27 protein-coding genes are annotated in these 26586 nt (G+C 60.3%); 14 read left to right on the forward strand and 13 right to left on the reverse strand.

Features of this window, described 5'->3' with window-relative positions; genetic code table 11:
* Nucleotide 1: 1 nt before the first annotated feature.
* Complete coding sequence (locus AC2FJ6_RS10180) at nt 2-955, reverse strand: metal ABC transporter solute-binding protein, Zn/Mn family (RefSeq protein WP_170772774.1); 954 nt, start codon at nt 953-955, stop codon at nt 2-4.
* 200 nt (nt 956-1155) lie between these two features.
* On the opposite strand from AC2FJ6_RS10180, the gene deoC reads away from it, so the two are divergent.
* The 3 genes from deoC (at nt 1156) to AC2FJ6_RS10195 (ending at nt 5421) form a co-directional block, all read left to right on the forward strand.
* Entirely contained in the window at nt 1156-2145 is a 990-nt protein-coding gene (deoC, locus tag AC2FJ6_RS10185) for a deoxyribose-phosphate aldolase (protein ID WP_170772776.1), read from the forward strand.
* 74 nt (nt 2146-2219) lie between these two features.
* Complete coding sequence (locus tag AC2FJ6_RS10190; protein WP_170772778.1) at nt 2220-4553, forward strand: aldehyde dehydrogenase family protein; 2334 nt, start codon at nt 2220-2222, stop codon at nt 4551-4553.
* A 91-nt stretch (nt 4554-4644) separates the two neighbouring features.
* Nucleotides 4645-5421, forward strand: coding sequence for a cyclic nucleotide-binding domain-containing protein (locus AC2FJ6_RS10195; RefSeq protein ID WP_496668921.1), 777 nt, complete (start codon nt 4645-4647; stop codon nt 5419-5421).
* Between the two features lie 3 nt (nt 5422-5424).
* On the opposite strand, the gene AC2FJ6_RS10200 is transcribed toward AC2FJ6_RS10195, so the two are convergent.
* The 7 genes from AC2FJ6_RS10200 to AC2FJ6_RS10230 form a co-directional block, all read right to left on the reverse strand.
* Nucleotides 5425-6729: a M16 family metallopeptidase gene (locus tag AC2FJ6_RS10200; RefSeq protein ID WP_170772782.1), complete on the reverse strand. Its 1305-nt coding sequence runs from the start codon at nt 6727-6729 to the stop codon at nt 5425-5427.
* A complete protein-coding gene (locus tag AC2FJ6_RS10205; RefSeq protein WP_480876059.1) occupies nt 6726-8066 on the reverse strand; it encodes a M16 family metallopeptidase in 1341 nt (446 codons plus the stop codon). Before AC2FJ6_RS10205 ends, AC2FJ6_RS10200 begins: the two co-directional genes overlap by 4 nt.
* 81 nt (nt 8067-8147) lie before the next feature.
* Nucleotides 8148-8666 carry a DUF3035 domain-containing protein gene (locus AC2FJ6_RS10210; RefSeq protein ID WP_170772786.1) on the reverse strand — a complete coding sequence of 173 codons (519 nt, stop codon included), beginning with the start codon at nt 8664-8666 and terminating at the stop codon, nt 8148-8150.
* A gap of 50 nt (nt 8667-8716) precedes the next feature.
* The gene (lspA, locus tag AC2FJ6_RS10215; protein ID WP_170772787.1) at nt 8717-9187 is read right to left on the reverse strand and encodes a signal peptidase II; all 471 of its coding nucleotides are present in this window, start codon (nt 9185-9187) and stop codon (nt 8717-8719) included.
* The gene (gene purH, locus AC2FJ6_RS10220; protein WP_170772788.1) at nt 9187-10776 is read right to left on the reverse strand and encodes a bifunctional phosphoribosylaminoimidazolecarboxamide formyltransferase/IMP cyclohydrolase; all 1590 of its coding nucleotides are present in this window, start codon (nt 10774-10776) and stop codon (nt 9187-9189) included. The genes lspA and purH overlap by 1 nt, the downstream gene beginning before the upstream one ends.
* Before the next feature lie 22 nt (nt 10777-10798).
* Complete coding sequence (locus tag AC2FJ6_RS10225; RefSeq protein WP_170772789.1) at nt 10799-12538, reverse strand: heparinase II/III family protein; 1740 nt, start codon at nt 12536-12538, stop codon at nt 10799-10801.
* Nucleotides 12539-12628: 90 nt separating this feature from the next.
* Nucleotides 12629-13885 (reverse strand): RsmB/NOP family class I SAM-dependent RNA methyltransferase, encoded by a 1257-nt coding sequence (locus tag AC2FJ6_RS10230; RefSeq protein WP_170772790.1) that lies wholly within the window; start codon nt 13883-13885, stop codon nt 12629-12631.
* An 89-nt stretch (nt 13886-13974) separates the two neighbouring features.
* On the opposite strand from AC2FJ6_RS10230, the gene AC2FJ6_RS10235 reads away from it, so the two are divergent.
* The gene (locus AC2FJ6_RS10235; protein WP_170772791.1) at nt 13975-14157 is read left to right on the forward strand and encodes a DUF1674 domain-containing protein; all 183 of its coding nucleotides are present in this window, start codon (nt 13975-13977) and stop codon (nt 14155-14157) included.
* Between the two features lie 4 nt (nt 14158-14161).
* Here AC2FJ6_RS10235 and AC2FJ6_RS10240 read toward each other — a convergent pair whose 3' ends face one another.
* Nucleotides 14162-15016, reverse strand: coding sequence for a LysR substrate-binding domain-containing protein (locus AC2FJ6_RS10240; protein WP_170772792.1), 855 nt, complete (start codon nt 15014-15016; stop codon nt 14162-14164).
* 99 nt (nt 15017-15115) lie between these two features.
* Between AC2FJ6_RS10240 and tmpA the strand changes: the two genes are divergently transcribed.
* From tmpA to AC2FJ6_RS10255, 3 genes are read left to right on the forward strand one after another with little or no spacing between them, the layout of a single operon-like run.
* Nucleotides 15116-16252 carry a 2-trimethylaminoethylphosphonate dioxygenase gene (tmpA, locus tag AC2FJ6_RS10245; protein ID WP_170772793.1) on the forward strand — a complete coding sequence of 379 codons (1137 nt, stop codon included), beginning with the start codon at nt 15116-15118 and terminating at the stop codon, nt 16250-16252.
* Nucleotides 16249-16839 (forward strand): (R)-1-hydroxy-2-trimethylaminoethylphosphonate oxygenase, encoded by a 591-nt coding sequence (gene tmpB, locus AC2FJ6_RS10250; RefSeq protein ID WP_170772794.1) that lies wholly within the window; start codon nt 16249-16251, stop codon nt 16837-16839. The genes tmpA and tmpB overlap by 4 nt, the downstream gene beginning before the upstream one ends.
* A complete protein-coding gene (locus tag AC2FJ6_RS10255) occupies nt 16836-17504 on the forward strand; it encodes an ureidoglycolate lyase (RefSeq protein WP_170772796.1) in 669 nt (222 codons plus the stop codon). Before tmpB ends, AC2FJ6_RS10255 begins: the two co-directional genes overlap by 4 nt.
* Here the strand turns inward: AC2FJ6_RS10255 and AC2FJ6_RS10260 are convergent.
* Nucleotides 17491-18174 (reverse strand): DUF2306 domain-containing protein, encoded by a 684-nt coding sequence (locus tag AC2FJ6_RS10260; RefSeq protein WP_170772798.1) that lies wholly within the window; start codon nt 18172-18174, stop codon nt 17491-17493. The two genes, AC2FJ6_RS10255 and AC2FJ6_RS10260, sit on opposite strands and share 14 nt — an antisense overlap.
* Before the next feature lie 38 nt (nt 18175-18212).
* On the reverse strand, nt 18213-19022 hold the full coding sequence (gene dapB / locus AC2FJ6_RS10265) for a 4-hydroxy-tetrahydrodipicolinate reductase (RefSeq protein WP_170772800.1): 810 nt from the start codon (nt 19020-19022) through the stop codon (nt 18213-18215).
* Nucleotides 19023-19112: 90 nt separating this feature from the next.
* Between dapB and rbfA the strand changes: the two genes are divergently transcribed.
* From rbfA to rpsO, 6 genes are all read left to right on the forward strand, one after another.
* Nucleotides 19113-19508, forward strand: coding sequence for a 30S ribosome-binding factor RbfA (gene rbfA / locus AC2FJ6_RS10270; protein WP_170401134.1), 396 nt, complete (start codon nt 19113-19115; stop codon nt 19506-19508).
* The gene (locus AC2FJ6_RS10275) at nt 19505-20248 is read left to right on the forward strand and encodes a phosphodiester glycosidase family protein (RefSeq protein WP_170772802.1); all 744 of its coding nucleotides are present in this window, start codon (nt 19505-19507) and stop codon (nt 20246-20248) included. The genes rbfA and AC2FJ6_RS10275 overlap by 4 nt, the downstream gene beginning before the upstream one ends.
* A gap of 54 nt (nt 20249-20302) precedes the next feature.
* Nucleotides 20303-21208 carry a tRNA pseudouridine(55) synthase TruB gene (gene truB / locus AC2FJ6_RS10280; RefSeq protein ID WP_170772804.1) on the forward strand — a complete coding sequence of 302 codons (906 nt, stop codon included), beginning with the start codon at nt 20303-20305 and terminating at the stop codon, nt 21206-21208.
* 20 nt (nt 21209-21228) lie between these two features.
* Nucleotides 21229-21732, forward strand: a complete 504-nt coding sequence (locus AC2FJ6_RS10285; RefSeq protein ID WP_170772806.1) for a DUF1643 domain-containing protein — start codon at nt 21229-21231, stop codon at nt 21730-21732.
* A 95-nt stretch (nt 21733-21827) separates the two neighbouring features.
* The gene (locus AC2FJ6_RS10290; protein ID WP_170772808.1) at nt 21828-22826 is read left to right on the forward strand and encodes a calcium-binding protein; all 999 of its coding nucleotides are present in this window, start codon (nt 21828-21830) and stop codon (nt 22824-22826) included.
* 146 nt (nt 22827-22972) lie between these two features.
* The gene (rpsO, locus tag AC2FJ6_RS10295) at nt 22973-23242 is read left to right on the forward strand and encodes a 30S ribosomal protein S15 (RefSeq protein WP_008757925.1); all 270 of its coding nucleotides are present in this window, start codon (nt 22973-22975) and stop codon (nt 23240-23242) included.
* 84 nt (nt 23243-23326) lie between these two features.
* Here the strand turns inward: rpsO and AC2FJ6_RS10300 are convergent, their stop codons facing one another.
* Nucleotides 23327-23704 carry a winged helix-turn-helix transcriptional regulator gene (locus AC2FJ6_RS10300; RefSeq protein ID WP_170772810.1) on the reverse strand — a complete coding sequence of 126 codons (378 nt, stop codon included), beginning with the start codon at nt 23702-23704 and terminating at the stop codon, nt 23327-23329.
* Nucleotides 23705-23884: 180 nt separating this feature from the next.
* Between AC2FJ6_RS10300 and AC2FJ6_RS10305 the strand changes: the two genes are divergently transcribed.
* Complete coding sequence (locus tag AC2FJ6_RS10305) at nt 23885-24655, forward strand: nuclear transport factor 2 family protein (RefSeq protein WP_480858119.1); 771 nt, start codon at nt 23885-23887, stop codon at nt 24653-24655.
* A gap of 69 nt (nt 24656-24724) precedes the next feature.
* On the opposite strand, the gene AC2FJ6_RS10310 is transcribed toward AC2FJ6_RS10305, so the two are convergent.
* Nucleotides 24725-26437, reverse strand: a complete 1713-nt coding sequence (locus AC2FJ6_RS10310) for an adenylate/guanylate cyclase domain-containing protein (RefSeq protein ID WP_480503431.1) — start codon at nt 26435-26437, stop codon at nt 24725-24727.
* Nucleotides 26438-26586 lie beyond the last annotated feature (149 nt).

Genomic DNA, 26586 nt, shown 5'->3' on the forward strand with positions numbered 1-26586 from the left:
CTCAAAACCCCGCCGACAGTTTGCCGTTCATGCCCAGCGCCGGCGCATCCGCACCAAATGCAGTGGCAATGACGGTGATATTGTGATCCAGCATTCCGATATAGGTGCCCTCATACGTGCCGGGTTCGCCCATCGCGTCCGAATACAACTCACCACCCACGGCCACCTGATGCCCCTTAGCCGCGGCACCTTCGATCAGCGCACGAATGGACCGGTCCGAAACCGAGCTTTCCACGAACACCGCCGTCAATTTCTGATCAACCAGCGTATCGACCAGTTCGCCGATCCGGTTCAGACCAGCCTCGGACTGGGTCGAGATGCCCTGAATGCCCAGCACCGCATAGCCGTATTCCGCACCGAAATAGCCAAATGCGTCGTGGGCCGTCACCAGAATGCGGTTGTCCTTCGGGACGGCGGCCAGCATCCGTTTCCCATAGGCTTCCAACTGGGCAATCTCGGCAAGATGGGCCTGCGCATTGGCGGCGAAAAACTCGGCCGCTTCGGGGCGGGTGTCGGTCAGCGCATTTTGCACTTGAACCACAACGTCGCGCCACAGGGCCGGGCTCATCCACACATGCGGGTCGTATTTGTCGGCGTAATCATCATGGGCGCGCAGCTTGGACGTGTCGATCCCTTCGGCAACGGCCACCACGTTGCGCTTGCGAGACAGGTCGTGGAAGAAATCCTCCATTTGCGCTTCAAGATACAGGCCGTGCCATAGGATAAGATCTGCGCGGGTCATTGCGACGATATCGCTGCGGGTCTGGCGATAAGCGTGCGGGTCTACACCGGGGCCCATCAGGCCCTTGACCTCGACCTGGTCCCCACCGACCTGACGAACGGCATCTGCAATCATACCGGTTGTCGCCACCACTTTAAGCGGCGCTTCGGCCAGCGCCGAGGTAGGCAGAGCAACGGCAAAAGCCAGCGCTGCAAGAAAGCTACGACGAATCATGTCAGACCCCGATCTGATATCCCCATGACCGTTAATATGCGAACCATTCGCAACTTAGTCAATGCTATTGCGAATTATTCGCAAAAAAGGCGACCATATTTGTCCATTTGGTCAAAAAAATGGCTGAAACGCACTCGCTTGCCCTTTTCTTTAGACGCAACCCATGCGATTTTGGCGCAAATCTCCCAAAGGACGCGATGATGGAAACGCAGAGCCCCGTGCGCACCGCGCATCTGCCGCAAGTGACCGAACCCCGCAATCCGGGTATGGATCTGGATTTGGACTGGGTGCGCGCCGTGCAGGCCAACACCTCAGCCATTGAACGCCGTGCCGCCACCCTGCCCGGTCGTCGTTCGGTAAAGAAAGATTATCAGGCCGCTTGGCTGCTGAAGGCAATCACGATGATCGACCTGACCACTTTGTCGGGCGATGACACGGTGGGCCGCGTGCGCCGCTTGTGCGCCAAGGCGCGTCAGCCTGTAGCCCCCGCGCTATTGCAAGCGATGGACATGCCGCCGATCACCACGGGTGCGGTCTGTGTCTATCACGACATGATCGAACCAGCTGTTGCGGCGCTAAAAGGCACTGGCATTCCGGTGGCTGCTGTCTCGACCGGGTTCCCTGCGGGTCTGTCCCCCTTCCATCTGCGCGTGGCCGAGATCGAAGAAAGCGTAAAGGCCGGGGCCGAGGAAATCGACATCGTGATCTCGCGCCGTCACGTGCTGTCAGGCGACTGGCAGGCTCTATATGACGAGATGAAGGCTTTCCGTGCCGCCTGTGGCGACGCCCATGTCAAAGCCATTCTGGCGACCGGAGAATTGGGCAGCCTGCGCAATGTCGCTCGCGCCTCGGTCGTGTGCATGATGGCGGGGGCGGATTTCATCAAGACCTCGACCGGCAAGGAAAGCGTCAACGCCACACTGCCCGTGTCGCTGGTGATGATCCGTGCGATCCGCGATTACTATGACCGCACAGGATACCGCGTCGGCTACAAACCTGCGGGCGGGATTTCCAAGGCCAAGGATGCGCTGGTCTATCTGTCGCTGATCAAGGACGAGTTGGGCGATCGCTGGCTGGAGCCGGACCTGTTCCGGTTCGGCGCCTCGTCACTGCTGGGCGATATCGAGCGGCAGTTGGAACATTATGTCACCGGGGCGTACTCGGCTGGCTACCGTCATTCTATGGGGTGAGGCACGCCCGGAAATCGCTCTGGTAGAGCGATTTCAGTGCCGAACGGGCGAAGCCCCGGGAAAAGGAAAGAACAATGACAGTCAAAGAGATTTTCGAAACCATGGACTACGGCCCTGCCCCCGAAAGCGCCGCCGAGGCGCTGGCTTGGCTGGTCGATCAGGGTGACAAATTCGGCCACTATATCGACGGGGCCTTCACCAAGCCCGGCAAAGGCTTTGACAGCCGCAACCCTGCGACCGGAGAGGTGTTGGCAAAGCTGACCCAAGCCAAACAGGCCGATGTGGACGCCGCCGTGGCGGCCGCCCGCAAAGCACAACCCAAGTGGGAGAAACTGGGCGGCGCGGGACGTGCGCGGTATCTCTATGCCATTGCGCGCCTGCTGCAGAAACATTCGCGTTTGTTTGCGGTGCTGGAAAGCCTCGACAACGGCAAACCGATCCGTGAATCGCGGGACATCGACATCCCCTTAGCCCAGCGGCATTTCTATTACCACGCAGGCATGGCGCAGTTGATGGAGAGCGAGTTGCCTGATGCACAAGCTTTGGGCGTGTGCGGACAGATCATCCCGTGGAACTTCCCGCTGCTGATGCTGGCGTGGAAGATCGCACCTGCGCTGGCGATGGGAAATACGGTGGTTCTGAAACCTGCAGAGTATACCTCGCTGACAGCCCTGCTGTTTGCCGATATCTGCACGCAGGCTGGGTTGCCCAAGGGTGTGGTCAATATCGTCACCGGTGATGGCGCGGTGGGTGAGATGATCGTAAACGCTGACGTGGACAAGATTGCCTTTACCGGCTCGACCGCCGTGGGGCGGCACATCCGCGAGGCAACCGCTGGATCCGGCAAGGAACTGACGTTGGAGCTGGGCGGCAAGTCCGCCTATATCGTGTTCGACGATGCCGATATCGATTCAGCTATCGAGGGGCTGATCGATGCGATCTGGTTCAATCAGGGTCAGGTCTGCTGTGCAGGCTCGCGCCTGTTGGTACAAGAAGGTATTGCCGACAGGTTCCACGCCAAGCTGCGCGCACGGATGGATGGCTTGCGCATCGGCGATCCGCTGGACAAATGCATCGACGTGGGCGCAGTTGTGGACCCGATCCAGTTGCAGACGATCAAAGGCATGGTCGACAGCAACACCGCAGGTGAGGTTTATCAGGCGGCCTGCGCACTGCCCGAAAATGGCTGTTTTTACCCGCCTACACTGATTTCCGGCCTCGAAACCTCGGACCCTCTGATGCAGGAGGAAATCTTCGGCCCGGTTCTGGTCTCGTCGACCTTCCGCACCCCAGCCGAAGCGGTCGAGTTGGCCAACAACACCCGCTATGGGCTGGCCGCGACGGTCTGGACCGAGAATGTGAACCTCGCGCTGGATATCGCGCCCAAGCTGGTTGCGGGCGTGGTCTGGGTGAATGCCACCAACCTGTTCGACGCAGCCGCCGGTTTCGGAGGCGTGCGCGAAAGCGGATTTGGCCGTGAAGGCGGCTGGGAAGGACTGGCCGCCTATACCAAACCCAAAGGCAAGACCAAGCCGCTGGCCAAGGTCGAGGCTGCAATGGGCCAAGGCGCGCCGGTTGATCCTATTGATCGCACCGCCAAAATGTATGTGGGCGGCAAGCAAGCGCGACCGGACGGAGGCTATTCGAAACCCGTCTGGGGTAAACCTGGCCTGCTGGGCCATGTGGGTCTGGCGAACCGCAAAGACGTGCGCAACGCGGTAGAAGCCGCGGCGGGCGCGAAAGGCTGGGCCAAGACCACCGGCCATCTGCGGGCGCAGATCCTGTATTATATCGGCGAAAACCTCTCGGCCCGCGTAGATGAATTCGCCGCACGGATCGACGCCATGACCGGCGGCAAATCCGGTGCGGCCGAGGTCGAAACCTCAATCCAGCGTCTGTTCTCCGCCGCCGCCTGGGCCGACAAATATGACGGTCAGGTTCATGGCGTTCCGATCCGGGGTGTTGCCATTGCGATGAAGGAACCCGTTGGTGTGATTGGCGCGCTGTGCGCGGATGAGGCGCCTTTGCTGGGCCTGATCTCAGCCATGGCCCCGGCGATTGCGATGGGCAACCGGGTGGTGCTGGCGGCCTCCGAGCCCTATCCGCTAGCGGCAACGGATTTCTACCAGATCCTCGAAACCTCGGACGTGCCTGCGGGCGTGGTCAATATCCTGACCGGCAGCCACGCGGAGCTGGCCAAACCCCTGGCCGCGCATCTGAATGTGGATGCGGTCTGGTCATTCTCATCGACCGATCTGTCGGCCGAGATTCAGAAAGCCTCGGCGGGGAATCTCAAGCGGACATGGGTCAACAATGGGGCCGCTACAGACTGGAACGCGGATCAGACGCGCCGCTTCCTGCAAGCCTCGACCGAGGTCAAAAACATCTGGGTGCCCTACGGCGAGTAGGGCGGCAGAACCAAACCCAGTGGTGCATATGCGCGAAAACACGCGCATATCGCCCATTAACATGTGAATTCGTTCATATACAGATAGCCCCATGTCCCTCAGCGTGGACCCATTCCAGATGAGGGTGGGCCCGATCATGCTGAATATCCCGTTTGAAATTCCTGACTACATACAACTGACGACAATGGTCGGTGTCTTCGGCGCCGGGCTTTATATCCTGAACTATTTTCTGCTTCAGATGGGCATCGTGCGCGGCACTGGTGTGACCTATCCGGTGCTGGTGATTGTCGCCGCCAGTTGCGTGCTGATCAGCATGATGCGTGAGTTCAATCTGGCAGGCTCGATCATACAGATGGCCTATATCTCGATCTCGGTTCTGGGCTTGTTACGCGGATACCTTGCACGCCATCTTGTGCGTTTTTCCGATGCCGAACGACAGTTCATCGCGCATCATCTGGAGACGTTGAAACCGCATCAAGCCCGGCGACTGCTGAACACCGCAACCATTCAGGAGTTCCCGGCGGGCAGCAAGCTGATCGAAGAGGGCAAGACCACCGATTTTCTGGGCTTCGTCCTCAGCGGACAAACAACCATCCTGAAGGACGACCAGGTGATCAACCGCTGCGGGGCTGACGAAATACTGGGCGAGTTGACATTTAGCCTGGGATTGCCCGCAACGGCCACGGTAAAGGCCACCGAGCCCACCACCTGCCTAGTATTCGACAATATCCAACTCACGCGCTTGCTGCGCCGGAATCGCCATATCGACGATGCGTTGAAGGCCGCGCATTTCAGACATGCGCGGCAAAAACTGCTGAGCAGCAACAAACACACCCTTCGGGCGCAGAACAGCTCGGTCGCAGCCTAGGCGTTAGCCATCCAGCCCTTCGGGCTTACCAACGATGGTGAAATGCAGCCCCTCCGGGTCCAGCAGTTCCGAGGCAACACGATTCACATCCTCAAGCGTGACCGCGTTCACCTGATCGTTGCGGGTGGCGATATAGTCGATGGGCAAATCCTCCATCTGCATCCCGACCATGATCCCGGCGATCTGGCTATTGCCATCGAACCGCAAAGGATAGGCGCCCGTCAGATAGGTCTTGGCATCGTCCAGCTCTTTCTGGGTGAAGCCTTCATTGGCCGCACGCGCCCATTCATCCCGGATGACGGACACCGCGTCCGCGATCCGGTCATTCGAAGATGAGACCGAACCCAGATAGACCGAGGCCAGATCCTTGGGGACCAAGAAGGTCGACACCCCATAGGTCAACCCGCGTTTTTCGCGCACTTCCTGCATCAGACGGCTTTCGAACCCACCGCCGCCCAGCATGTGATTGAGGATGAAGGCTGCAAAGAAATCGGGATCGTCACGATCGATACCCGCATGACCAAACAGAGCCACAGATTGCGGCGTGTCAAACTCGACAACGCTGACCCCGCCGGGGATGTTGACTTGCGCCGGTCCGGGGATCGGTTTGCCTGTTTCGGGCAGATCGGCCAGCAGGTGATCCAGCAACCTGCCGAGTTCTTCGGGCGTGATATCGCCCACAGCCCCTACATAGAGCCGATCTTTGGCAAAGACGTTCTCATAGGCATCAACCACGTCGTCTCGGGTCAGGGCGGTCACGCTTTCGATCGTTCCCTTGCCCTCGGTTCCATAGGGGTGATCCCCATAAGCCATTCGCGCAAAATTGCGTCCGGCGATATCGTTCGGGCTGGTCTGATCCGACCGCAAGCCGGACAGAACCTGCGCCCGCACACGATCCACCGCGTCCTGATCGAAACGCGGCTCGTGCAGGGTCACACGCAGCAGGTCGATCACTTCGTCCCGGTTTTCAGTCAGGAACTGCGCCGAGACCGAGACGGTATCGTCACTGGCGTTATAGCCAAACGATGCTGCCAGCGATTCAAGCTCACGCGCATAGGTTCGGGAATCCATGTCGCCCGCGCCTTCCTCGATCAGGCCGCTCATCAGATAAACGGCCCCCCGCTTGTCAGGGTCGTCCAGTGAAGTTCCACCACGGAACCGCAATTCCAATGCGGTGAACGGGATCGAGTGATCCTCAACCAGCCACGCGGTGATACCACCAGGCGATGTCACCTCCTGAATTTCGATCTCGGCCCAAGCGGGCAATGCGATCACGAATGCAATCAGGGTCGCGAAAATCCGTTTCATTGCGTCACCTCATCGTCGCGCATCAGCCAGCCCGTTACCGAGGTTTCCGGTTGCAGAACCTCGCGGGCGGCAGCGATGATTTCTTCTCCGGTTACGGCCTGCAGGACATCCGGCCAGGCCTGCACGTCCTCGACCGTCAATCCGCTGGTCAGGGCCCGGCCATAGCGATTGCCGATCCCGTCCACATTGTCGCGCGCATAGGTTTGCGAAGCGCGAAGCTGCATCTTGATCCGGTCCAGATCCTCTTGGTTAACACCGTCGGCAATGAACCCGGCCACGGCTGCATCCATGGCTTCTTCGGCCTCTTGCAGGGAAACGCCCTGCGCCGGAACGATAAATAGATCAAAGGTCGTGTCATCCAACGACACGCCGCGATAGAACGCCCCGGTGTAAACGGCTTTCTGTTGCTCGAATTGCAGTTTTTCGGTCAGGTATGACGTGTTCCCACCACCCAGCAATTCGGCCAACATGAACAGGGCTGCGGCCTTTTCCTGTTCGCCCGCGTTGCGTTCAGGCGCCAGATAGCTGCGCTGCACGTAGGGCTGCGATACGCGTGCGTCCTTGAAGGTCAGCCTCCGCGCGGCCGTCTGCGGCGGCTCTTGCGAACGGATGCGCTCGGGCAGGTCCGGGTTGGCGGGGATCACGCCATAGTATTTTTCGGCCAGCGCCTTGACCTCATCGGGCTCGACATCGCCTGTCACAACCAGAATGGCGTTATTGGGCGCGTAGTGCGTCTGGTAGAAGGACAGAGCGTCCTCCATGTCCAGCGTCTCCATCTCGTGCCGCCAGCCGATGATCGGAACCCCGTAGCGGTGGTTGAGGTATTGCGACGCGTTCATCTGTTCGCCGAACAGGGCGCGGGGGTTATTGTCGGTGCGCTGGTTGCGTTCCTCAAGGATCACATCACGCTCGGTCACGATATCATCCTCGGACAGGCGGATATTGCGCATCCGGTCCGCCTCCATTCGCATCATCAGTTCCAGCCGGTCGGCGGCGACGCGTTGGAAATAGGCGGTGTAGTCATACGAAGTGAATGCGTTGTCATTGCCGCCATTGGCCGCCACCGTGGCCGAGAACTCACCCGGTGCCAGCGTATCGGTTCCTTTGAAAAGCAAGTGTTCCAGAAAATGCGCCACACCGGACGATCCGACGGGTTCATCCGCCGAACCTGCGCGATACCAGACCATATGCTGCACGACAGGGGCGCGGTGATCCTCGACCACGACGACATCCATGCCGTTTTCCAGCGTGAAGGTTGTGACCGCCTCCTGGCCATCTTCGGCAAAGACCGGGGTGGCAGCAATCAGGGCAGCCGACAGGGCAAGGGCCCGAACCATGGGGCATCCTCCGTTTGTTGTCTGAGTTTCAAACTACGGTGGCGCGGCGCAGGTTCAAGTGTGATGACGAAAAGTTAAGGATTATTCACCTGGCGGCGGAGCCGACGGAGTTTCGACCCCAGCCTGCCGTGCCTGTTCATTTACCTGCGACGAATCCAGCGCCCATCGTTTGTAAACCTGCGAATAGCGGTCCACGTTAAACAGACGCAGTCGGGTAAAACGGCTTTGCTTGCGGCGGAACTCAGCGTCTTCGGCATCGACCACCTGACGAGCATTCTCGGTCACGCCATACCGGCTCGAGGCCGTCACCAATGCGCCATCCGCCGCGGGAATCGCCGTGTTAGGATTCAGTGCGTCCGGGTTGCCGCCCAGTGCCGCAATCGCATCCCCCTTGGGGGTCGGGTCGGTTAGATTCCCTGCGCCCGGTGTCGGCGCGGGCAGGAATTGATAATCTTCGGGCTGTGTCAGCGGCTTGACCGGCAGGACCGAGAATTCATCCGGTCCCGGACCCGGCGCCTGAAGGTGGCGCAGACCGATATCGGAACATCCCGCCACCGTGAAGGCAAGCGTCACTGCAATAATGGAACGCGGCAACCGCATCGTAGTCTCCAGCCTGTTTGAGGCGCTTTTATCGCATTTCCACCGGCGCGTCACGAGGGCTTTTTGCCGTCGAATAGGATCAACCCGATGGCACCGGCGAAAATAAACACATCGGCCAGATTGAAGACAAACGGGTTGTTGATACCGCAACAGGACATGTTCAGGAAATCCAGAACATAGCCGTAAAGCACCCGGTCCAGCACATTACCCAGCGCGCCGCCAATCAAAAGCCCGCCCGAAAGCAGCATGATTTTCGACGGCGCAGACCGCATCAGCCAGACCAGCACAGCAGCCGAGATCGCAATGGACACGCCGATCAGAACCCAACGTGCCGCCTCGGTATTGCCCTGAAACAAGCCGAAGTTGATGCCGCGATTCTCGCCATATTTGAACACAAGCAAGGGCGGGAGGACGTCGATATCTCCCTCGGCCACGCGCATAACGTGGACGACCAGAACTTTGCTGATCTGGTCAATCGCAAACGCCGCCAGTGCAGCCCAAATGAGCAAGCGATAGCGCATCAGTGGCGGAAGTGCCGCATGCCGGTGAAGACCATGGCCAGACCGGCCTCGTCCGCCGCTGCGATCACTTCATCATCACGCATTGAACCACCGGGCTGGATCACACAGGTGGCACCGGCCTCAGCGGCCTCCATCAGACCGTCGGGGAAGGGGAAGAACGCGTCCGATGCTACGGCCGAGCCGATGGTCAACGGTTGAGCCAAGCCCAACACATCGGCCATACGTTCGGCTTTCTTGGCTGCGATCAGCGCCGAGTCCACGCGGCTCATCTGTCCAGCACCCACGCCTACGGTCGCGCCATCTTTGACGTAGACGATGGCGTTGGATTTGACGTGTTTCGCCACTTTCCACGCGAACAGCAAGTCGCGCATTTGATCTTCGGTCGGAGCCTTTTTGGTGACGACCTTCAGGTCATCCATGCCGATAAAACCATTGTCCTTGTCCTGCACCAGCAAGCCACCGGCGACCTGTCGGACGGTTTTACCACCGGCCATCACATCAGGCAGGCCGTCGGTGGTCAGAAGACGCAGGTTTTTCTTGGTGGCAAAAATCGCCTTGGCCTCATCCGAGGCGCCGGGGGCGATCACGACCTCGGTGAAGATGCCAGTGATTTCCTGCGCAGTTTCGGCATCCAACGGTTGGTTCAGCGCCACGATCCCGCCAAACGCCGAGGTGCGATCGCAGTCGAACGCCGCCTTATAGGCCTCGATCAGCGTGGCACCTGTCGCTACACCGCAGGGGTTGGCGTGTTTGATGATGGCACAGGCAGCACCCTGCGCCGGATCGAACTCAGCCACCAACTCAAACGCGGCGTCGGTGTCGTTGATGTTGTTGTAGCTCAGTTCCTTGCCCTGATGCTGCACGGCGGTGGCGACACCTGGACGATTTGTGCCATCAGTATAGAACGCTGCCTGCTGGTGGCTGTTCTCACCATAGCGCAGGGTCTGTTTCAACTCTCCTGCAAAAGCGCGACGCTTTGGAGCCTCTAGCTGCAGCGCGTCAGCCATCCAATTCGACACAGCCGTGTCGTAGGCCGCGGTGCGAGCATACGCCTTTTGGGCAAGCCATTGTCGGAAACCATACGACGTCTTTCCGTAATTCTCCTCCAACTGGTCCAGCAGTGAGGAGTAGTCTTCGACATCCACCACTACGTTTACAAAGGCGTGGTTCTTGGACGCCGCCCGGATCATCGCCGGGCCACCGATGTCGATATTCTCGATGCATTCGTCATAGCCTGCACCTTTGGCGACTGTGGCCTCGAACGGGTAGAGGTTCACCACCAGAAGGTCGATCGCGCCGATGCCATGTTCGGTCATTGCGGCGACGTGAGCGTCGTTGTCACGCAGCGCCAACAGGCCACCATGCACCATCGGGTGCAGGGTCTTGACCCGGCCGTCCATCATTTCGGGAAAACCGGTAATCTCGCTGACATCCTTCACATCCAGCCCCGCCTCGCGCAGCGCCTTTGCAGTACCACCTGTGGACAACAGCTCGACCCCGCGCTCGGCCAGCGCCTTGCCCAAGTCGATCAATCCGGTCTTGTCGGATACGGAAAGCAGCGCGCGGCGCACGGGGTGAAGGTCGGTCATGGGTCCAATGGTCCTTTTGGCGTCAGTCGAAATCGGGCTCGTCCCGGTGCACATCGCGCACGGCATAGGCTGTATCCTGCGCCTTGCTCAACGTCCACCGGATGCGCGTCGCATACTCCATTGCGCGGCCAGATAGAACGATCTGTTTTGTCGCGCGCGGCTTTAGCCGCCCTTTTTCCAGGTAAACGCTTGGCTCGACACCCAATTTTCCAACGCCATCATGGCGAAACACCCAGATTTCACCGCTTTTGAGCGCCATCGACACCGCCGCACCGCCCAAATCCAGCGCCGCATCCACGTCAGGATGCAGGTGAAAGCGGATATCAAAGCCCAGACCTTTCAACCCCGAGGCATCCATCGCCCGGTCAAACTGCCGCTTGGCCTTGTCACTTGTGGCCAGCAGAATATCTTCGCCGGTCAGTTCACGGCCATCAAAGCGCAGTTCGAAGGTACGGGCATGCGTCAGACCGAAAACCTTGGCATAGCCGTCATGCCCAGCCATGAAGCGCGCGCCCTCGAACGCCTCTTCAAACTCATTGGGTACCTCGCGCGGGGCATCCATCAGCGCCTCTTTCTCAGTCCCCGGAACCGGGTCCGCCAGCCGCGCGCTGGAATAGCCGTCCAGACACAGGGTCGAATGCGATGGGGTTGCCCGCCCTGCCCGACGCCACTCGACCCCGAATGTCTCACCCGATCCGCAATTTACGATCAATGGCCGCCGCCCCGAGGTCAGCTCGAAAGCCAGCGTCGACGCGTGGGCGTTGTAAGAATTGGCCCCCTTCGGCGGCGTTGCGGCGTCGATGATCACGCTGGTCCGGGCCGCGTAAAGACGCCCGAACCCCATCGACAACCCCTTGGCGCGTTGCGGTTTTACCCCGCTTTGGGCAAGGGCCTGATCCAGCCGCCCTTCAACTCCGCGCCCACCGCCGTGAAACCGGGCCAAACCGCCATCCGTGTGGCGCAAGTTGCGCAGCGCCGGGGCGATGCGCTTGATCGCATTGGCCTGCGCGCCGGGCGTTCCCCGCCCCAGATCGCTGAGCGCAGCCGACGTCCACGCCAACAAAGTGAAAACTTCTAGAAGTTCTTCGGGATTGCGCGTGGGAATGCCGCCTTGCGGGTCGATTTGGCTGTCGCATTCGCGGGCCAAAGCACGCAGGGCCGGGTCGGCCAATTGTTCGAGCCCTTGCAACGCCAAACCGGCCTGCACCAAACCGGCCAGCGCCTCGAATCGGGGCAAACCGGGGGTGGCAGCTTTCCACCGCTTGGACAGAAACCATGTCTGCTGCGCCAGCGAACGAAAGAAGACCTGAGTTTGCTTTTCATCCATTCCGCGCAGCAAAAAGGACGAGTGATTGATCCAGCGCATCAACCGCCGCCCGGTCAGATCGGGCACCCAGCCCGGCCCCTGCCCGCGGCCATGCGCCTCGATCCAGCCCCAGACCCATCGCTGGGCCTTGTCGCGTGCGCGCATATCACCAACGGCGGCCAGATCGTCCAGCCAGGCAAAGCCGTGGCGTTCGTGGTCAAAACCGGCGCTCGGGGCAGTCACGTCCCAAAGGCCGGTATCCTGCGCCTCGACCAGAAACCCGGCAAACAGCAGGTTTCCCGCCACCAACTGCCGCCCACGTGCGAATGAACCAACCGTGCGCGGCTCGGGCTCCTTCACGAATCCCGCTGCCGCCTTGCGACGCTGGCTCAGCCGCGCATAAAGACGGTTCTGGAACCGGGTCCACCGGCTTGTCATGGAATCCGAGTTAGACATTGCGCTCGTTACTCTGCCCCTTGCGCTCTGTTGGCGCCTGAGACCCAACGATAGACCGCGCCGCACGTCAAGTCACCGAAAAGCGTTGGATTATTCCGATTTGTTCAGACAGGCGATGTAGAAGCCATCCATACCACCGCAATCAGACCAATAATCGGGCCGCAGCCGCAACCCGCCCTCTTCAGTGATCCAGCCCTTTTCAACGCCGGTCACGGCCAGAGCCTGCCGGTTTACCTGCATGTCGGGGAACATATCCAACGCCTCTTCGATCTGCACTTCGCCCTCATCTGGCAGCAGGGAACAGGTGCAATAGATCAGCCGCCCGCCAGGTTTCAGCAAGCTCCACGCATGAGCCAGCATCTGCGCCTGCAATTCGATCAGCCCGCCAAATTCCGAGCCATCCTTGGCAAAGGGCAGGTCCGGGTGGCGGCGAATAGTGCCCGTGGCCGAACAAGGCGCGTCCAGCAAGATGGCGTCGTATTGGCCTTGATGGTCCAACGCGTCGCCTGCGATGACCTGCGCCGTCAGCCCCGTGCGAGCAAGGTTCTCGCGAACCCGTTCCAGCCGCGATTCCGAGATGTCCAACGCCGTGACCTGTGCTCCGGCGGCCGCCAGTTGCAGCGTCTTGCCCCCCGGTGCGGCACAGAGGTCGAGTATCTTCTCTCCGGCCTTCGGGGCCAGCACCTGCACCGGCAGCGCCGCCGCCGCGTCCTGCACCCACCAATCGCCCGCATCGAATCCCGGCAGGGCCGAGACCTGCCCCGCATCCTGCACTCGGCGCGAGCCCGTAGGCAGCGCCTCGCCGGGACCATTGGCACCGGGTTTGACGGTAATATCCAGCGGCGCACCTGCGAAATGGGCTTGTTCAATACCCGTGATCGCATCCGCGCCCCAGGCCATAGTCAGCGGGTCGCGCAGCCATTCGGGCAGGCGCGGCACGCGCATCTTGGGCCAAGCATCCGGCCCTTCAGCGGCCACTTTGCGCAGCACCGCGTTGACCAGCCCCTTGAGGCGACCATGCTTGCGGGACCGGCCGACGATCTCGACCATCGAGTTCACTACACCATGCGCGGCCTCTCCGTGGCACAACTCAACCGCGCCAAGACGCAGGGCGTTGTGGACGGTCAGCGCGGGCGTGCGGTTCAAGTGGTTGTCCAGTAGACGGTCGGCGCGTTCCAACCCGCGCAGGGTTTCCAGCGTCAGGCGTTGTGCCCGCGCGCGGTCTTCGCGATCCAGCCGATCCAATGCGCCAGCCGCCAGGCATTCGGACAAAAGCCGCCCTTCGCCCAAAATCTGATCCAGCAGATAGATCGCGCTGCGCCGCGCTGCCGTTGCGTTGTCGGACATGGAACCGCCTTTGATGTGACCCTCGCCCGCATTGCCAAACGCGGACGGGGGCGTATATCAAGCCATGGAACGGAAAGGAACCCGATCTCATGAGCGACGACCGCAAAGACCTGCCGCCTGCCGCCCAACGCGCTTTGGCCGAGGCCGAGGACCGTCGCCGCAAGGCCGAGGCCCAAGCGAAAGAGTTGCCCAAGGAACTGGGTGGTCGCGACGGCCCAGACCCCGCCCGCTATGGTGATTGGGAAAAGAAGGGCATCGCAATCGACTTCTGATCACTCAGCCCCGCAGCGCGGTCAGGAAATCGGCAATCAACGCGCGCTGTTTTTTGGATTTCGCCCGATCCTCGGGCCATGTCAGCCAATAGCCGTCTTTTGTTTTCAACTCGGGAAGATCCAGACGCCGTAAGCGCCCGGCCTGTAAATCGGCCTGCGCCAGAGGTTCAGACCCCAGCGCCACACCCATCCCTTGCCGCGCCGCCGACAGGGCGTGTTCCATCGAATCGAAACTGATCACCGAAGGCGGCAGATCGTCATGACCCGTCTTGCGCGCCCAGTCGCGCCAGGCGGGCCGCTCCCCACGCAGCTCGATCAGGGGCGCTCCCCACTCCACGCCCGGGGCGGCCAAGGGCACCAGAACCTCGGGCGCGATCCGTTCAGCCTCGCGCCCCGACCACGTGCCGCGCCCATAGCGGATTTGCAGCCAAGTCCGCTCTTCATCCAGCGATGACCGTCGCGCGACCGAATCCGTCATTACCCGCACTTTCGGGCGCATCCGCTGGAACCGGGATATCGCCGGAACCACAAGCGCATGGATGTTCGACGACAGCCCCGCAACGCGCAACTCACGCGGAGATTTGCCAAACAGATCCTCGGTATTTCGTTCCAGCGCCTGTAAGCTGTCCTGCACCAGCGGCAAATAGCTTTCGCCTTCGACCGTCAACGACACGCCACGTGCTTCGCGCACAAACAGGGTCCGGCCCAGCCAGGATTCCAGGTTTCCAATCCGCTGACTGACGGCCGCTTGTGTCAAGCCGAACTCACGCGCGGCAGCGGAAAACCCGCCCAGCCGACCGGCGGCCTCGAACACCCGTAGCCAGTCCAGAGGCGGCAATCCGATCTTCTTCTTAGCCATAAGATTTTCCAGCCCTCAGTCGCAATAAGGTTTAATTGTGGTAATGCCACGAGGCGCGTATCACCTCAAGCATAGCTCGCGCCGAACAGGAGAAGCCCCATGCTGCGCACTGCCACTCACACGGCCCAGATCGTGACTGTCGAATTTGCCGATGGCACCCAATCCCGATTTCACTCCATCTGGCTGCGCGACAACGCTTTGGACCCCGACACCCGCGCGCCGGGCAATGGTCAGCGCCTGATTACCATCGGTGACATTCCCGTCGATACCACGATAAGCGCCGCTGAGATGGAAGAGGGCGATCTTCGCGTCACCTTTCAGCCCGAAGACAAGACGGTCACCTTTCCCGCCGACTGGCTTGCCGCACACAGCTATGACCGCACCCAAAGTGCCGAGTTTGGACGCCTCGCCCCCGGCATCACCACGTGGGCGCAGAGCATCGAAGCCCCCGCCGGAGATTGGACGCAGGTTCATTCCAATCCCACTGCCAAGCGCAACTGGCTGGCCGCTGTCGCCGAATATGGCTTCGCCAAGCTGACAAACGGCCCGACCGAGCCGGAATCGCTACTGCAAGTGGCCGACCTGTTCGGCTATGTGCGCGAGACCAATTATGGCCCTTATTTCGAGGTTCGGACTGAGGTGAACCCCACCAACCTTGCCTTTACCGGGCTCGGTTTGCAGGCGCATACCGACAACCCTTATCGCGACCCGGTGCCAACGCTGCAAATTCTCTACTGCCTTGAAAACAGCGCCGAAGGTGGCGAGTCAATCGTGGTCGATGGCTTCCGCGCAGCCGAAAAACTGCGTGATCAAAACCCCGAGGGCTTTGCCCTGCTGACCGGATACCCGGCGCGGTTTGAATACAAGGGCGAAGACGGGGTTTGCCTGCGGTCCCGCCGCCCGATGATCGAACTGTCGCCCGATGGCGAGTTGATTGGCATCCGATTCAACAATCGGTCGTCTGCGCCGTTTGTTGACATCCCCTTTGACCAGATGGAGGCCTACTATGCCGCCTACCGTCAGTTGGGAGCCATCATCGACGACCCGGCCATGGGCGTGTCGTTCAAGCTGGAACCGGGTGAAAGCTTTATCGTCGACAACACCCGCGTGCTGCATGCGCGGCTGGGCTATTCCGGGGCCGGGTCGCGGTGGCTGCAAGGCTGCTACGCCGACAAGGACGGGCTGCTGTCCACGCTGGCGGCAATGGATGCCCCTCAGCCGGAGGCGGCGGAATGAAACCCGATTTCTCGACCCTGAACCGCGACAATATCGTGGCCTTCATCGGCGACATCTTCGACCGCCGCGGCGGTGAGGAATATCTGGGCGAACCCGTCACCATGGCCGAACATATGCTGCAAGGGGCCACGATTGCTGAACAGAACGGCATGCCCGAGGAAATCATCGTCGGCGCCCTGCTGCACGATATCGGCCACTTTACGTCCGAGTTCGGCACCTATCACCCCGACGACACCGAAGACCGCCACCACGAGGATGCAGGTGCCGAAGTGCTGGAGCAGTTCTTCCCGTCCGTCATCACCGATTGCTGCCGGTATCACGTGGCGGCCAAGCGCTATCTCTGCGCCACCAAGCCCGAGTATTTCAACCGGCTGTCCACCGCCTCGGTCCACACATTGGAGTTGCAGGGCGGCCCGATGAACCCCGAAGAGGTGGCCGCGTTCGAGGCCAACCCGAACCTGAAAGAGATCATTCAGGTCCGCTATCTGGACGAGGCTGGCAAACGCGCGGGCATGGAAACCCCCGATTTCGCCCATTTCGCCCCGATGGTGCAGCGCATGGTCGATAAGCATATGGAGGCCGCATGACCGCGCCTGAGTACATCTTTGAAGCCAGCACCAAGCCGTCCCTGCCGTGGCACGAGGTGCCCCTGATCCGAGCCACCGATGCATCCGTCAAAGGCTACGGTTGTCTGGTCGATGACCCTCAAGGGTTCGAGATCGAGATCACCTGCTGGCCGCAGCAAGGCTGGCGGCCCATCGACGAGGGCACCGGTGACGAAGGCGGCTGGGTTGAAGGCACGTTCAAATGCGACTGGCAAGGCGACGTGCTCTATGGCGAGAACGAGGCGGTCAAAGGCCACTATGTTCTGGGCTGGTCCGCCGATCCGCAGCAGGCGCAAAAGGCACGCCAAACCGCGCCTCGTGATCAGGTCCTGCTGTGGCACATGAACTATCACCCGGATGGCGGTCAGATGTTCTGGCCCCTGGACAACAAGCCCTTCATCGTTCCTGCTGCCCTGCCCGGCGACAACCTGACGCCCGAGAAGGTCGTGGCCTTCTGGTGTGACGGCTCACGCGGGCTCTATATTCATCCCGGCATCTGGCACGAGGGAATTTTCCCGGTCGAAGACAGCCAGCGGTTTCTTGACCGTCAGGGCGCAGTTCATGCGCGCGTCAGCGCCGATATCGGGAAAGAGTTCGGCGTCTACCTGTCTTGCCCGTTGCGCGCGGACAAGATTAAGGACGTGTAGGCAAAGCCCCAGTATGCGCCCGTTGCTTGCGGGTGATCCATAGCTGAACGGCCATCAGATATGGCACGTAGAACGCAAAGTTTTGCACAAGGTCAAACGGGCCCGAGAAATCGGGCTCGGACCCCAGCCCACCGGTCAACAGATACCAGATCGTGTAGTGCACCCGATAAAGCCACGATCCCAGCGCCAGCCAGAACAGGCGCAGGCCCCAAGCCCAATGACCGGCACGGTCTTTGTTCAACGCCATACGCGCCACCATCAGCGCTGCCGTGAACAGGCAAAGCCCATAAAGGAAAAAGGCCGCCGACATGACCGACCCACCGATCGTGCCACGTAGGGGGATATAGGTCATTCCGGCCAAACCCGTGAACAACGCCAATGCGACCAGCACTCTGCCCAGCTGACGATGAAAGCCGGTGAACGTGCGCCGCACCCCTTTCAGCAGCTGCAAAGGAACAAGCGCGACCAAAACAGTTCCGGCGCAAATATGCAGCACCATCGCCAAATTGCCGACGGGCTGCCCATCTGCAAACAAATAGCTTTGCTGCGCAGCGGCTGCGGACAATCCGATACCGATCATACCTACGCCGTGTACAACGAAAGGCAGCAGAGTCAGATAGAACCCAATCAGCAACAGGCCCAAAAGTGCTCGAGATCTTACGGTCTGCATAAGCTGACCATAGGGCCGTCGGTCAGCACGTCCATAGCTCAGAGCCCCAGCACATCCACCATATCATACTGACCGGGGGCTTTGCCTTGCCCCCACAGCGCCGCTTTCAGCGCGCCGCGGGCGAAGATGACGCGGTCGGTGGCCAAATGGCGCAGCACGATACGTTCGCCCGGAGCTGCGAATAAAACATCGTGTTCGCCCACGATGTCTCCGCCGCGAATGGCGTGGAAACCGATATCGCCGCGTTTGCGCGCGCCCGTGATGCCGTCGCGGGCGCGATCGGACACGTCCGCCAGATTGACCCCGCGCCCTTCGGCTGCGGCCTCACCCAGCATCAAGGCAGTGCCCGAGGGCGCATCGACCTTGTGGTGGTGATGACCTTCGATCACTTCGATATCGAAATCCTCATCCAGCGCGGCGGCAACTTTCTTGGTCAGCTGCACAAGCAGATTGACGCCGAGGCTCATATTGCCCGCCCGCACGATCACTGCATGGCGCGCGGCAGGTTCCAGCGCGGCAATCTGCTCATCCGTCATACCGGTGGTGCCAATCACATGTACACAGCGCGCTTGTGCGGCCAGCGCGGCAAATTCCAGCGTCGCCTCGGGCGCGGTGAAGTCTATCACCGCCTGCGCCTGCGCGAACGCTTCCAGTGGGTCATCTGTGACAGTGACGCCCAACGCGGGGCCGCCCATCGCCGTGCCCACATCCTGACCGATCCAGTCATGGTCCGCGCGTTCAACAACGCCGACCAGACGCGCCTGATCACTCTCAGACACGGTCTTGATCAGCATCTGCCCCATACGGCCCGAAGCTCCTGTGATGACGATCCCCGGAATATGGGTCATGGCTTGCTTCCCTCATTGCAATCGGCTCAAAGCCTCCTACCCGGTTCGCGCCCGCTTGGCAAAGGTGGGATTTGGGCTTAGATCGAAGACATGGCAAAGAACAAATTCCACGATGGCCCCGGCCCGTCCCAACGGCAACTGCGTGTCGGCGAACTGATCCGCCGCACCCTGTCCGAGGTTCTGGCGCGCGGAGATGTCCACGACCCCGACCTGAACCGTATGTCAATCACCGTAGGTGAGGTGCGCACCTCGCCCGATCTGAAGATCGCCACCGCCTATGTGCTGCCCTTGGGTGGCAAGGGGCAGGAGGACGTGATCGACCTGTTGGCCCGCAACAAGGGCGAGCTGCGCCGCGTGATCGGCAAGAAGCTGAACCTGAAATTCTCGCCCGATCTGCGGTTCCGTCTGGATGACACGTTTGACCGTCTGGACGACACCCGCCGCATGTTCGAACAGGACGCGGTGCGCCGCGATCTGGACGAGTGATCCGCACGCTGGTCACATTGGGCACGTTCCTGTGGGCCGCGCAGGCTGGCGCGGTGAGCTGTGAAAAAGTCACCCACGACGCCAAGCGATACACTGTTTGCGAGGTGGACGCGGCCAATGAAGAGCTGCGTCTGTTTCTGAACGACGACAATGGCGATCTGCTGGGGCATTTCTCCTCGGTGAACGAGGCGCTGGCCCCCGGCGGTGAACGTCTGGCCTTTGCGATGAATGCGGGCATGTATCATGACGACCGCTCGCCCGTGGGTCACTATGTCGAGGACGGCCAAGAGCAGATGCGCGTCATCTCCAACCCCGGCCCCGGCAATTTCGGCCTTCTACCCAATGGGGTGTTCTGCATCCGCGAGGGCCGCGCCGATGTGTTCGAGACGCTTGACTATGTGGATCAGGCCCCCGAGTGCCGCTTTGCCACCCAATCCGGCCCCATGCTGGTGATCGACGGAGAGCTGCATCCGCGTTTTCTGCCCGACTCGACCTCTCTGTTCGTGCGCAACGGGGTGGGCACTAGTGCTGATGGCACCCGCGCGGTGTTTGCGATCTCGGACGATTACGTCACCTTCCACGAATTCGGCAGCCTGTTTCGGGACGTGCTGAAAACCCCCAACGCACTGTTCTTCGACGGGAATATTTCACGCATGTATGACCGGGCCGGGGGCCGCTCAGATATCGGCTTTTCACTGGGGCCCATCGTGGGTGTGGTCGAAATCGCACCTGTAAATTGACAGCGCCCATGTGATCCGCTACCCCGCGCGCCTCAGCATGAATCAAGGTGTAATATGGGACGCAAACGCAAGGGCCGCGACATTTCCGGTTGGCTGGTGGTGGACAAGCCTGCGGGCATGACCTCGACCGCCGTGGTCAACAAGGTGCGGTGGGCGATGGATGCGAAAAAGGCGGGCCACGCGGGTACGCTGGACCCCGAGGCGACCGGCGTTCTGGCCGTGGCGCTGGGTGAGGCGACCAAGACCGTTCCCTACATCACCGACGCCTTGAAAGCCTACACCTTCACCGTGCGTCTGGGTCAGGCCACCAATACCGACGATGCCGAGGGGGAGGTGATCGCCTCCAGCGATGCGCGCCCTTCGGATGACGACATCAAACAGGCGCTAACCCCGTTTCTGGGGGACATCATGCAGGTGCCGCCCAAGTTTTCAGCCGTGAAGATCGACGGACAGCGCGCCTATAAACTGGCCCGCGATGGCGAGGATGTGGAGCTGTCCGCCCGGCCACTATGGGTTGAGGAGCTGATCCTTGTCGACCGCCTGGATGACGATCATGTGGTGCTGGAAATGACCTGCGGAAAAGGTGGCTATGTGCGCTCCATCGCCCGCGATCTGGGTGCGGCGCTGGGATGTCACGGCCACGTCAAAGAACTACGCCGCATCTGGTCCGGTCCGTTCGAGGTCGAAGATGGACTGTCCGTCGACCAGATCGACGAAATGGCAAAGACCGAGGCTCTGGATGACTACCTCCACCCGCTGGAGACCGGCCTCGCCGACCTGCCCGAGTTGAAATGTACCCCCGAGGGCGCCACCCGTCTGCGCAATGGCAATCCGGGCATGGTGCTGGCCAGCGACGTGGAATATGGCGACGAGGCTTGGGCCTCACTTGATGGCAAAGCTGTGGCCGTGGGCATCTATAAATCCGGCGAATTGCATCCCAGCCGGGTGTTCGTCGCCTGAACGCCGTGCTAGGCGGGGGCATGATCACCCGAACGCACACCAAGGGCGATGCGCCCTCGACCGCCGTCTACTCCGATTGCGAGAAGTATCGCTATAGCCTGACCCGCATGTGGGATGCGGGCGGGCGCAAGGCGCTGTTTGTGATGCTCAACCCTTCGACCGCGACCGAGGTGCAGAACGATCCCACCGTCGAACGCTGTGAACGGCGGGCGCGGGCGCTGGGGTTTGGCGCGTTTCAAGTGACGAACATCTTTGCCTGGCGCGACACCGACCCCCGCAAGATGCGCGCCGCCACCGATCCGGTGGGCCCTGCGAATGACGCGGCCATTCTCGACGGTGTCGAATGGGCCGATCAGGTCATCGCCGCATGGGGCACGCATGGAGAACATCTGAACCGCGGCCCGGCGGTCGAGACCCTGCTGCGCGGCACCGGGCATCCTCTGTTCCATCTGGGACTTACCAAGGCGGGCCACCCGAAACACCCGCTCTACATCGCCTATACCCAGCAACCCGAGCTATGGTGACAAAGGGTTAACCACAACCCCAAGCAGTCTTTGACCAACCACCTGAACGCATGGGATAAATCATCCTCGGGGCAATGCGTTCGCGGAGGGGTTCCATGTTCATGATCGGGTTTCTCAGCATCGCAGCACTGGGTGGCGCGGCCTATGCGATCAGCGACATTTTTGAACCCGAGGACGAGCCCGAAGAAGACGAAGTCATTGAAGATGACGCCGAAGAGATCTCGGAAGGCAATCTGCTTGAGATTGACGATGTGCCAGACGCACCGTCAACCGGAACTGTCATTTTCGAACACGAAGGCAATCTGATCCTTGCTGGTACTGAAGAGCAGGACATTCTGACCGGTCAAGATGGCGACGACCAGATCAACGGCTATGCCGGGGATGACACCGTGATTGGCGGCGCGGGCGATGATACCCTGCATGGCGGGGACGGGGACGACACGGTCGTGGGTGGGTTGGACGATGACATTCTGCATGGCGAGGATGGCGATGACCTTCTGACCGGAGAGGACGGGGATGACACGCTCTACGGTTATTTCGGCGTGGATAGTTTGGAGGGCGGCGTCGGGGACGACGATCTTTATGGCGGTCAGGACGACGACAGGCTGAGCGGGGGTGACGGGGATGACGCACTGCATGGCGGCTATGGCAACGACACGCTGAACGGCGGCGCGGGTGAGGATGCGCTGTTCGGGGACGACGGCGACGATGTTCTAATCGGACAAGACGCCGAAGGCGAGGATGAGGTCGATTTCCTTAACGGTGGCGAAGGGGATGACACCATTCTGGCCGACGGGGGCGACATTGTGACTGGCGGCAATGGCACGGATGAAATCATCGTTACCCCGGAAGAAGGCGACGACCCGGTCACAGTGATGGATTTCCAGCCCGGTCAAGACAAGCTGCTGATCTCGTGGACCGGCGAGGAAGACCCCGACATTCAGGTTGAACCCGATGCCGAAGATGACAACCTGACAAATGTCGTGATCAACGGGCAGACCGCCGTGCAACTGCTGGCAGCCGAAGGATTGACCGCCGAGGATATCCAACTGATTGGCGAGGGCGCGCTGGCGCAATTGAACGCGCTGGGCTGATCGGGCAGAATCCCTTTGCTATCCACCGAAAATCCGCTTATACGCGCGCATCCGCATCGGAATCGGTGCGGTTTTCTCCATGGGCCTGTGCTGGACGACATCCCGGCCTGCGCCATTAACCTTAACCTTTTTACAAGGAGACCCCGATGTCGATTACTGCCGCTGAAAAAGCACGCGTCATGAAAGAATTCGCAACCAAGGACGGCGACACCGGTTCGCCTGAAGTCCAGGTTGCCATCCTGACCTCGCGCATCACCACCCTGACCGAGCACTTCAAGACCCACAAAAAAGACAACCACGGTCGCCGCGGTCTGCTGAAAATGGTCGCCCAGCGCCGTAAACTGCTGGACTACCTGAAGGGCAAGGAAGAAGCACGCTATCAGGACCTGATCAAAAAGCTGGGCATCCGCCGCTAAGCGCTTTTTCGTCCAATTCGAAACGCCCGCCAATTTGGTGGGCGTTTTTTTTGTTCGGGACGATCTATCGAAGCTATTGTGCTGTCAGTCCGAAGCGGCTCGATCATATTCCATGCGCGCGGTCTTAACCTGATCCATCTGTTCGTGCGACCAGTAGACGAGCGGCCTGAGCAGTTCCAATAAGCTGCGGCCCTGAGGTGTCAGTGCATAAGACACAGCGACAGGCGGACCGGGATCGACAGTACGCGTTAAATATCCATCCCGCTGTAGCCCCCGCAGATTTTCGGTCAGCACCCTTTGCGTAACGTCACCGATACATCGCTTGAGCTCTCCGAACCGCTTCGGCTCATCTTCCAGCGCCAGAATGATGATCATCCGCCACTTGCCTGTGACGTTGGACAAAACGGATCGGATCGAACAGTTCGACGCTTCGGCTTTATTGCTAACGCCAATGGGAAGCATGACACCCTCAAGTTCATTATGAATACCAGAAACGACTACAATACCTCATAGCACAAATGCAACATACTGTTTTTTCGCCAGTATCCTAAAAGTAACCCGGTGACTTTAAGGTGCGTAATTGCCCTTTGGTGCGTTTTTGATACCTACTATCAACGCAACACGAATCATCAGGAATTCACCATGACCCCCAAAGATCTTGTCCTCGCACTTTTTTCTGCCGCTTTCCTGGACCATGACCCCGAAGCTGCGCGTCAGATGGTAAGCACCGACTATGTTCAGCACAATCCGCAGGTACCGACCGGGGCCGAAGGACTGATGGGCCTGATCTCGTTGGTCGGTCAGGCTGGTATGACCGCGACCACCCATCGCGTGATCACCGAAGGTGATCTGGTCGTACTGCACAACACCTATGACAATGCCGACGCGTTCGGCGCGTCCTCGCTCGCTGCGTTTGACATCTTTCGCGTAGAAGACGGGAAAGTGGTTGAACATTGGGACAACTTGCAACCTATCCCCGAAACCACCGCGTCAGGGCGCGGCATGACGGATGGTGCGGTTGAGATCACCGATCTCGACAAGACCCAAGAAAACAAAGCCTTGGTTCTGGGTTTTGTACGCGACGTGTTGGGCGGGGCAGCACCAGAGAATGTCTCGAAATACATGGACCCCGAAGTTTACATGCAACACAACCCGTCAATCGAAGACGGCCTGTCGGGATTGATGGCCGCGATCGAAGCATTTGCTGCACAGGGAATGATAATTACCAAGTTTGAGCCTCAATTCGCCGTGGCCGAGGGCAATTTCGTCTTTGTCGCGACCGATGCTGTCATGGGCGGCGAACCCTGGGCCTTCTTCGATCTGTGGCGCGTGGAAGATGGCAAGATCGTAGAGCACTGGGACGTCGTCTCACCTATCCCGTCCGAAATGGCACATGGGAACGGCAAGTTCTGAGTAAGCTTGACCGCCCCTGAAGCGCCATGAGAAAGCGCCCGTCAAACCCGCGGGCGTTTTCCGCTTTCTTCAATCAGGAAGACCAGCATTCCGCCACCCGGCGCGCCAATTTTCCGAAGCATTTGTCATCGAAAACACAGGCAGTTTGGCTTGTTCGGTAGACGCGGTGATATCGGGCCGAAGCGCATTAAGGTCATTGACCGCAGACTTCGCCGCGGCTGTATCCGGCAGTTGCCCCAACGCGGCAATCAGCATCAAGTGGCTCATGACAAAACCGGACCGAACGGCCAGAGCCTCACGCGCGGCTGCGGCGGCTTCTTCGTACCGGGCAAGCTGGAACAAAGCGCTGCATCGGGCAATATGCGCGGCGTGTCGCATCGGGTCCTTGGGGCTGAGTTCAACGGATTGCGTCGCATGATCCAGTGCCTCGTCCGGTCGATTTAGCATGCACAGGTTGATCGAAGCCAGCATATGAACACTCGCGGCATTCGGATTCTCGGCCAGCGCCTGTTTGAAAGCAGACCGTGCGCGCGGTAAATCCCGCGCCAGCATCGAGATCGAGTGCGCCGCATAGGCCATTGCGATTCCGTCAGCCCGGTCGCTCATCAACACGCGTTCGGCGGCAGCTACGGCGGCCTTGGGGCCTTTGCCCACAGGTTCCAGACCCTGCACAAGGCGCTGGATGTGCAGCCATGCCAACAACCCGGCTGCGGCTGCGTAGTCAGCGTCGCGCTCCAGTGCCAGAGTGGTAAGCCGGATCGCTTCGCGATTGTCTTCATCGGTCAGCAAATGGAAATGCGACAGAGCCTGTAAATACAGCTCATACGCCTCCAGACTTTCGGTTGGCTTGGCGCGCGAGCGGGTGGTTTCAGCGTGACGCAGTGACGGCTCGATTGCTGTCACCACCTCTTGCGTGACCTTGTCCTGAAGATCGAAAATATCGTCCAACACACCATCAAACCGATCTGCCCAAAGGTGGCTGCCGTTTTCCGCGTCAATCAACTGCCCGGTAATCCGAACACGTTGGCCCGCCCGACGGACCGACCCTTCCAGCACATAGCGAACGCCCAGGCTACGCCCGACCTCGCGGATATCAGTGCTTTTTCCTTTGAAAATAAAAGATGAATTGCGCGCCACTACCATCAGCCACCGAAACCGCGACAGCTCGGTGATGATGTCCTCGGTCATGCCGTCGGCAAAAAACTCCTGCTCGGGGTCGCCGGACATATTGTCAAAGGGCAGCACGGCGATCCCGGGGCGCGTGTCGGCCGAGGTCGACAGATTGGCCGACGTCCCCTTGGGCCAGCACCAGACACCGATGCGGCGCGTGATGTTTTTCAACTCGGTCTGCTCGCCCCCGTCGAACTGGGCCGCATCACCCCGGTCCAGGCTGTTGTGCGACGTGTCCGAGATCAGGATCTGGTCGGGTTCAGCCAATGCCTCAAGCCGCGCGGCGATGTTGATCCCATCACCGAAGATATCGTCGCCATCCGAGATCACCTCGCCCGTGTGGATACCGATACGCAGCCGAATGGTGTCTGCCTTCGGTGCAGATTGGACCGCAATCGCGCAATCGGCGGCGTCAGATGTCGAGGGGAATTCGGCAATCCACCCGTCCCCCATGCTTTTGATCAGGCGCCCCTTATGCGCCTCAAGCAAGGACTTGAGCGTGTCTTCACGAAACGACCTGAGCGCGGCCAACGTGCCCTGCCGGTCCTGATCCATCAGCGCCGAGTATCCAACGACATCTGCCGCCAGCACCGTCGTAAGTCGTCTTTTCATTGACAGCCCCCCAACAAAGGCAACTTACCGCGCGGGAGACCGTCTGTCAGGTTATTTGCGCAGGACATCCGCGAAGTTTGTCCGTAGCCTTGGCACATTTCGCTTTCGTTCCAACCTGATTTCACGCGCGCGGTGTCAACTCCCAGTTT

Source organism: Ruegeria sp. CDSA089 (genome assembly GCF_059612205.1).

What these genes read in the sequence shown, in the direction of transcription:
- AC2FJ6_RS10180 (WP_170772774.1), bottom strand. Translation starts at nt 955, where the DNA reads ATGATTCGTCGTAGCTTTCTTGCAGCGCTGGCTTTTGCCGTTGCTCTG.
- deoC (WP_170772776.1), top strand. Translation starts at nt 1,156, where the DNA reads ATGGAAACGCAGAGCCCCGTGCGCACCGCGCATCTGCCGCAAGTGACC.
- AC2FJ6_RS10190 (WP_170772778.1), top strand. Translation starts at nt 2,220, where the DNA reads ATGACAGTCAAAGAGATTTTCGAAACCATGGACTACGGCCCTGCCCCC.
- AC2FJ6_RS10195 (WP_496668921.1), top strand. Translation starts at nt 4,645, where the DNA reads ATGTCCCTCAGCGTGGACCCATTCCAGATGAGGGTGGGCCCGATCATG.
- AC2FJ6_RS10200 (WP_170772782.1), bottom strand. Translation starts at nt 6,729, where the DNA reads ATGAAACGGATTTTCGCGACCCTGATTGCATTCGTGATCGCATTGCCC.
- AC2FJ6_RS10205 (WP_480876059.1), bottom strand. Translation starts at nt 8,066, where the DNA reads ATGGTTCGGGCCCTTGCCCTGTCGGCTGCCCTGATTGCTGCCACCCCG.
- AC2FJ6_RS10210 (WP_170772786.1), bottom strand. Translation starts at nt 8,666, where the DNA reads ATGCGGTTGCCGCGTTCCATTATTGCAGTGACGCTTGCCTTCACGGTG.
- lspA (WP_170772787.1), bottom strand. Translation starts at nt 9,187, where the DNA reads ATGCGCTATCGCTTGCTCATTTGGGCTGCACTGGCGGCGTTTGCGATT.
- purH (WP_170772788.1), bottom strand. Translation starts at nt 10,776, where the DNA reads ATGACCGACCTTCACCCCGTGCGCCGCGCGCTGCTTTCCGTATCCGAC.
- AC2FJ6_RS10225 (WP_170772789.1), bottom strand. Translation starts at nt 12,538, where the DNA reads ATGTCTAACTCGGATTCCATGACAAGCCGGTGGACCCGGTTCCAGAAC.
- AC2FJ6_RS10230 (WP_170772790.1), bottom strand. Translation starts at nt 13,885, where the DNA reads ATGTCCGACAACGCAACGGCAGCGCGGCGCAGCGCGATCTATCTGCTG.
- AC2FJ6_RS10235 (WP_170772791.1), top strand. Translation starts at nt 13,975, where the DNA reads ATGAGCGACGACCGCAAAGACCTGCCGCCTGCCGCCCAACGCGCTTTG.
- AC2FJ6_RS10240 (WP_170772792.1), bottom strand. Translation starts at nt 15,016, where the DNA reads ATGGCTAAGAAGAAGATCGGATTGCCGCCTCTGGACTGGCTACGGGTG.
- tmpA (WP_170772793.1), top strand. Translation starts at nt 15,116, where the DNA reads ATGCTGCGCACTGCCACTCACACGGCCCAGATCGTGACTGTCGAATTT.
- tmpB (WP_170772794.1), top strand. Translation starts at nt 16,249, where the DNA reads ATGAAACCCGATTTCTCGACCCTGAACCGCGACAATATCGTGGCCTTC.
- AC2FJ6_RS10255 (WP_170772796.1), top strand. Translation starts at nt 16,836, where the DNA reads ATGACCGCGCCTGAGTACATCTTTGAAGCCAGCACCAAGCCGTCCCTG.
- AC2FJ6_RS10260 (WP_170772798.1), bottom strand. Translation starts at nt 18,174, where the DNA reads ATGCAGACCGTAAGATCTCGAGCACTTTTGGGCCTGTTGCTGATTGGG.
- dapB (WP_170772800.1), bottom strand. Translation starts at nt 19,022, where the DNA reads ATGACCCATATTCCGGGGATCGTCATCACAGGAGCTTCGGGCCGTATG.
- rbfA (WP_170401134.1), top strand. Translation starts at nt 19,113, where the DNA reads ATGGCAAAGAACAAATTCCACGATGGCCCCGGCCCGTCCCAACGGCAA.
- truB (WP_170772804.1), top strand. Translation starts at nt 20,303, where the DNA reads ATGGGACGCAAACGCAAGGGCCGCGACATTTCCGGTTGGCTGGTGGTG.
- AC2FJ6_RS10285 (WP_170772806.1), top strand. Translation starts at nt 21,229, where the DNA reads ATGATCACCCGAACGCACACCAAGGGCGATGCGCCCTCGACCGCCGTC.
- AC2FJ6_RS10290 (WP_170772808.1), top strand. Translation starts at nt 21,828, where the DNA reads ATGTTCATGATCGGGTTTCTCAGCATCGCAGCACTGGGTGGCGCGGCC.
- rpsO (WP_008757925.1), top strand. Translation starts at nt 22,973, where the DNA reads ATGTCGATTACTGCCGCTGAAAAAGCACGCGTCATGAAAGAATTCGCA.
- AC2FJ6_RS10300 (WP_170772810.1), bottom strand. Translation starts at nt 23,704, where the DNA reads ATGCTTCCCATTGGCGTTAGCAATAAAGCCGAAGCGTCGAACTGTTCG.
- AC2FJ6_RS10305 (WP_480858119.1), top strand. Translation starts at nt 23,885, where the DNA reads ATGACCCCCAAAGATCTTGTCCTCGCACTTTTTTCTGCCGCTTTCCTG.
- AC2FJ6_RS10310 (WP_480503431.1), bottom strand. Translation starts at nt 26,437, where the DNA reads ATGAAAAGACGACTTACGACGGTGCTGGCGGCAGATGTCGTTGGATAC.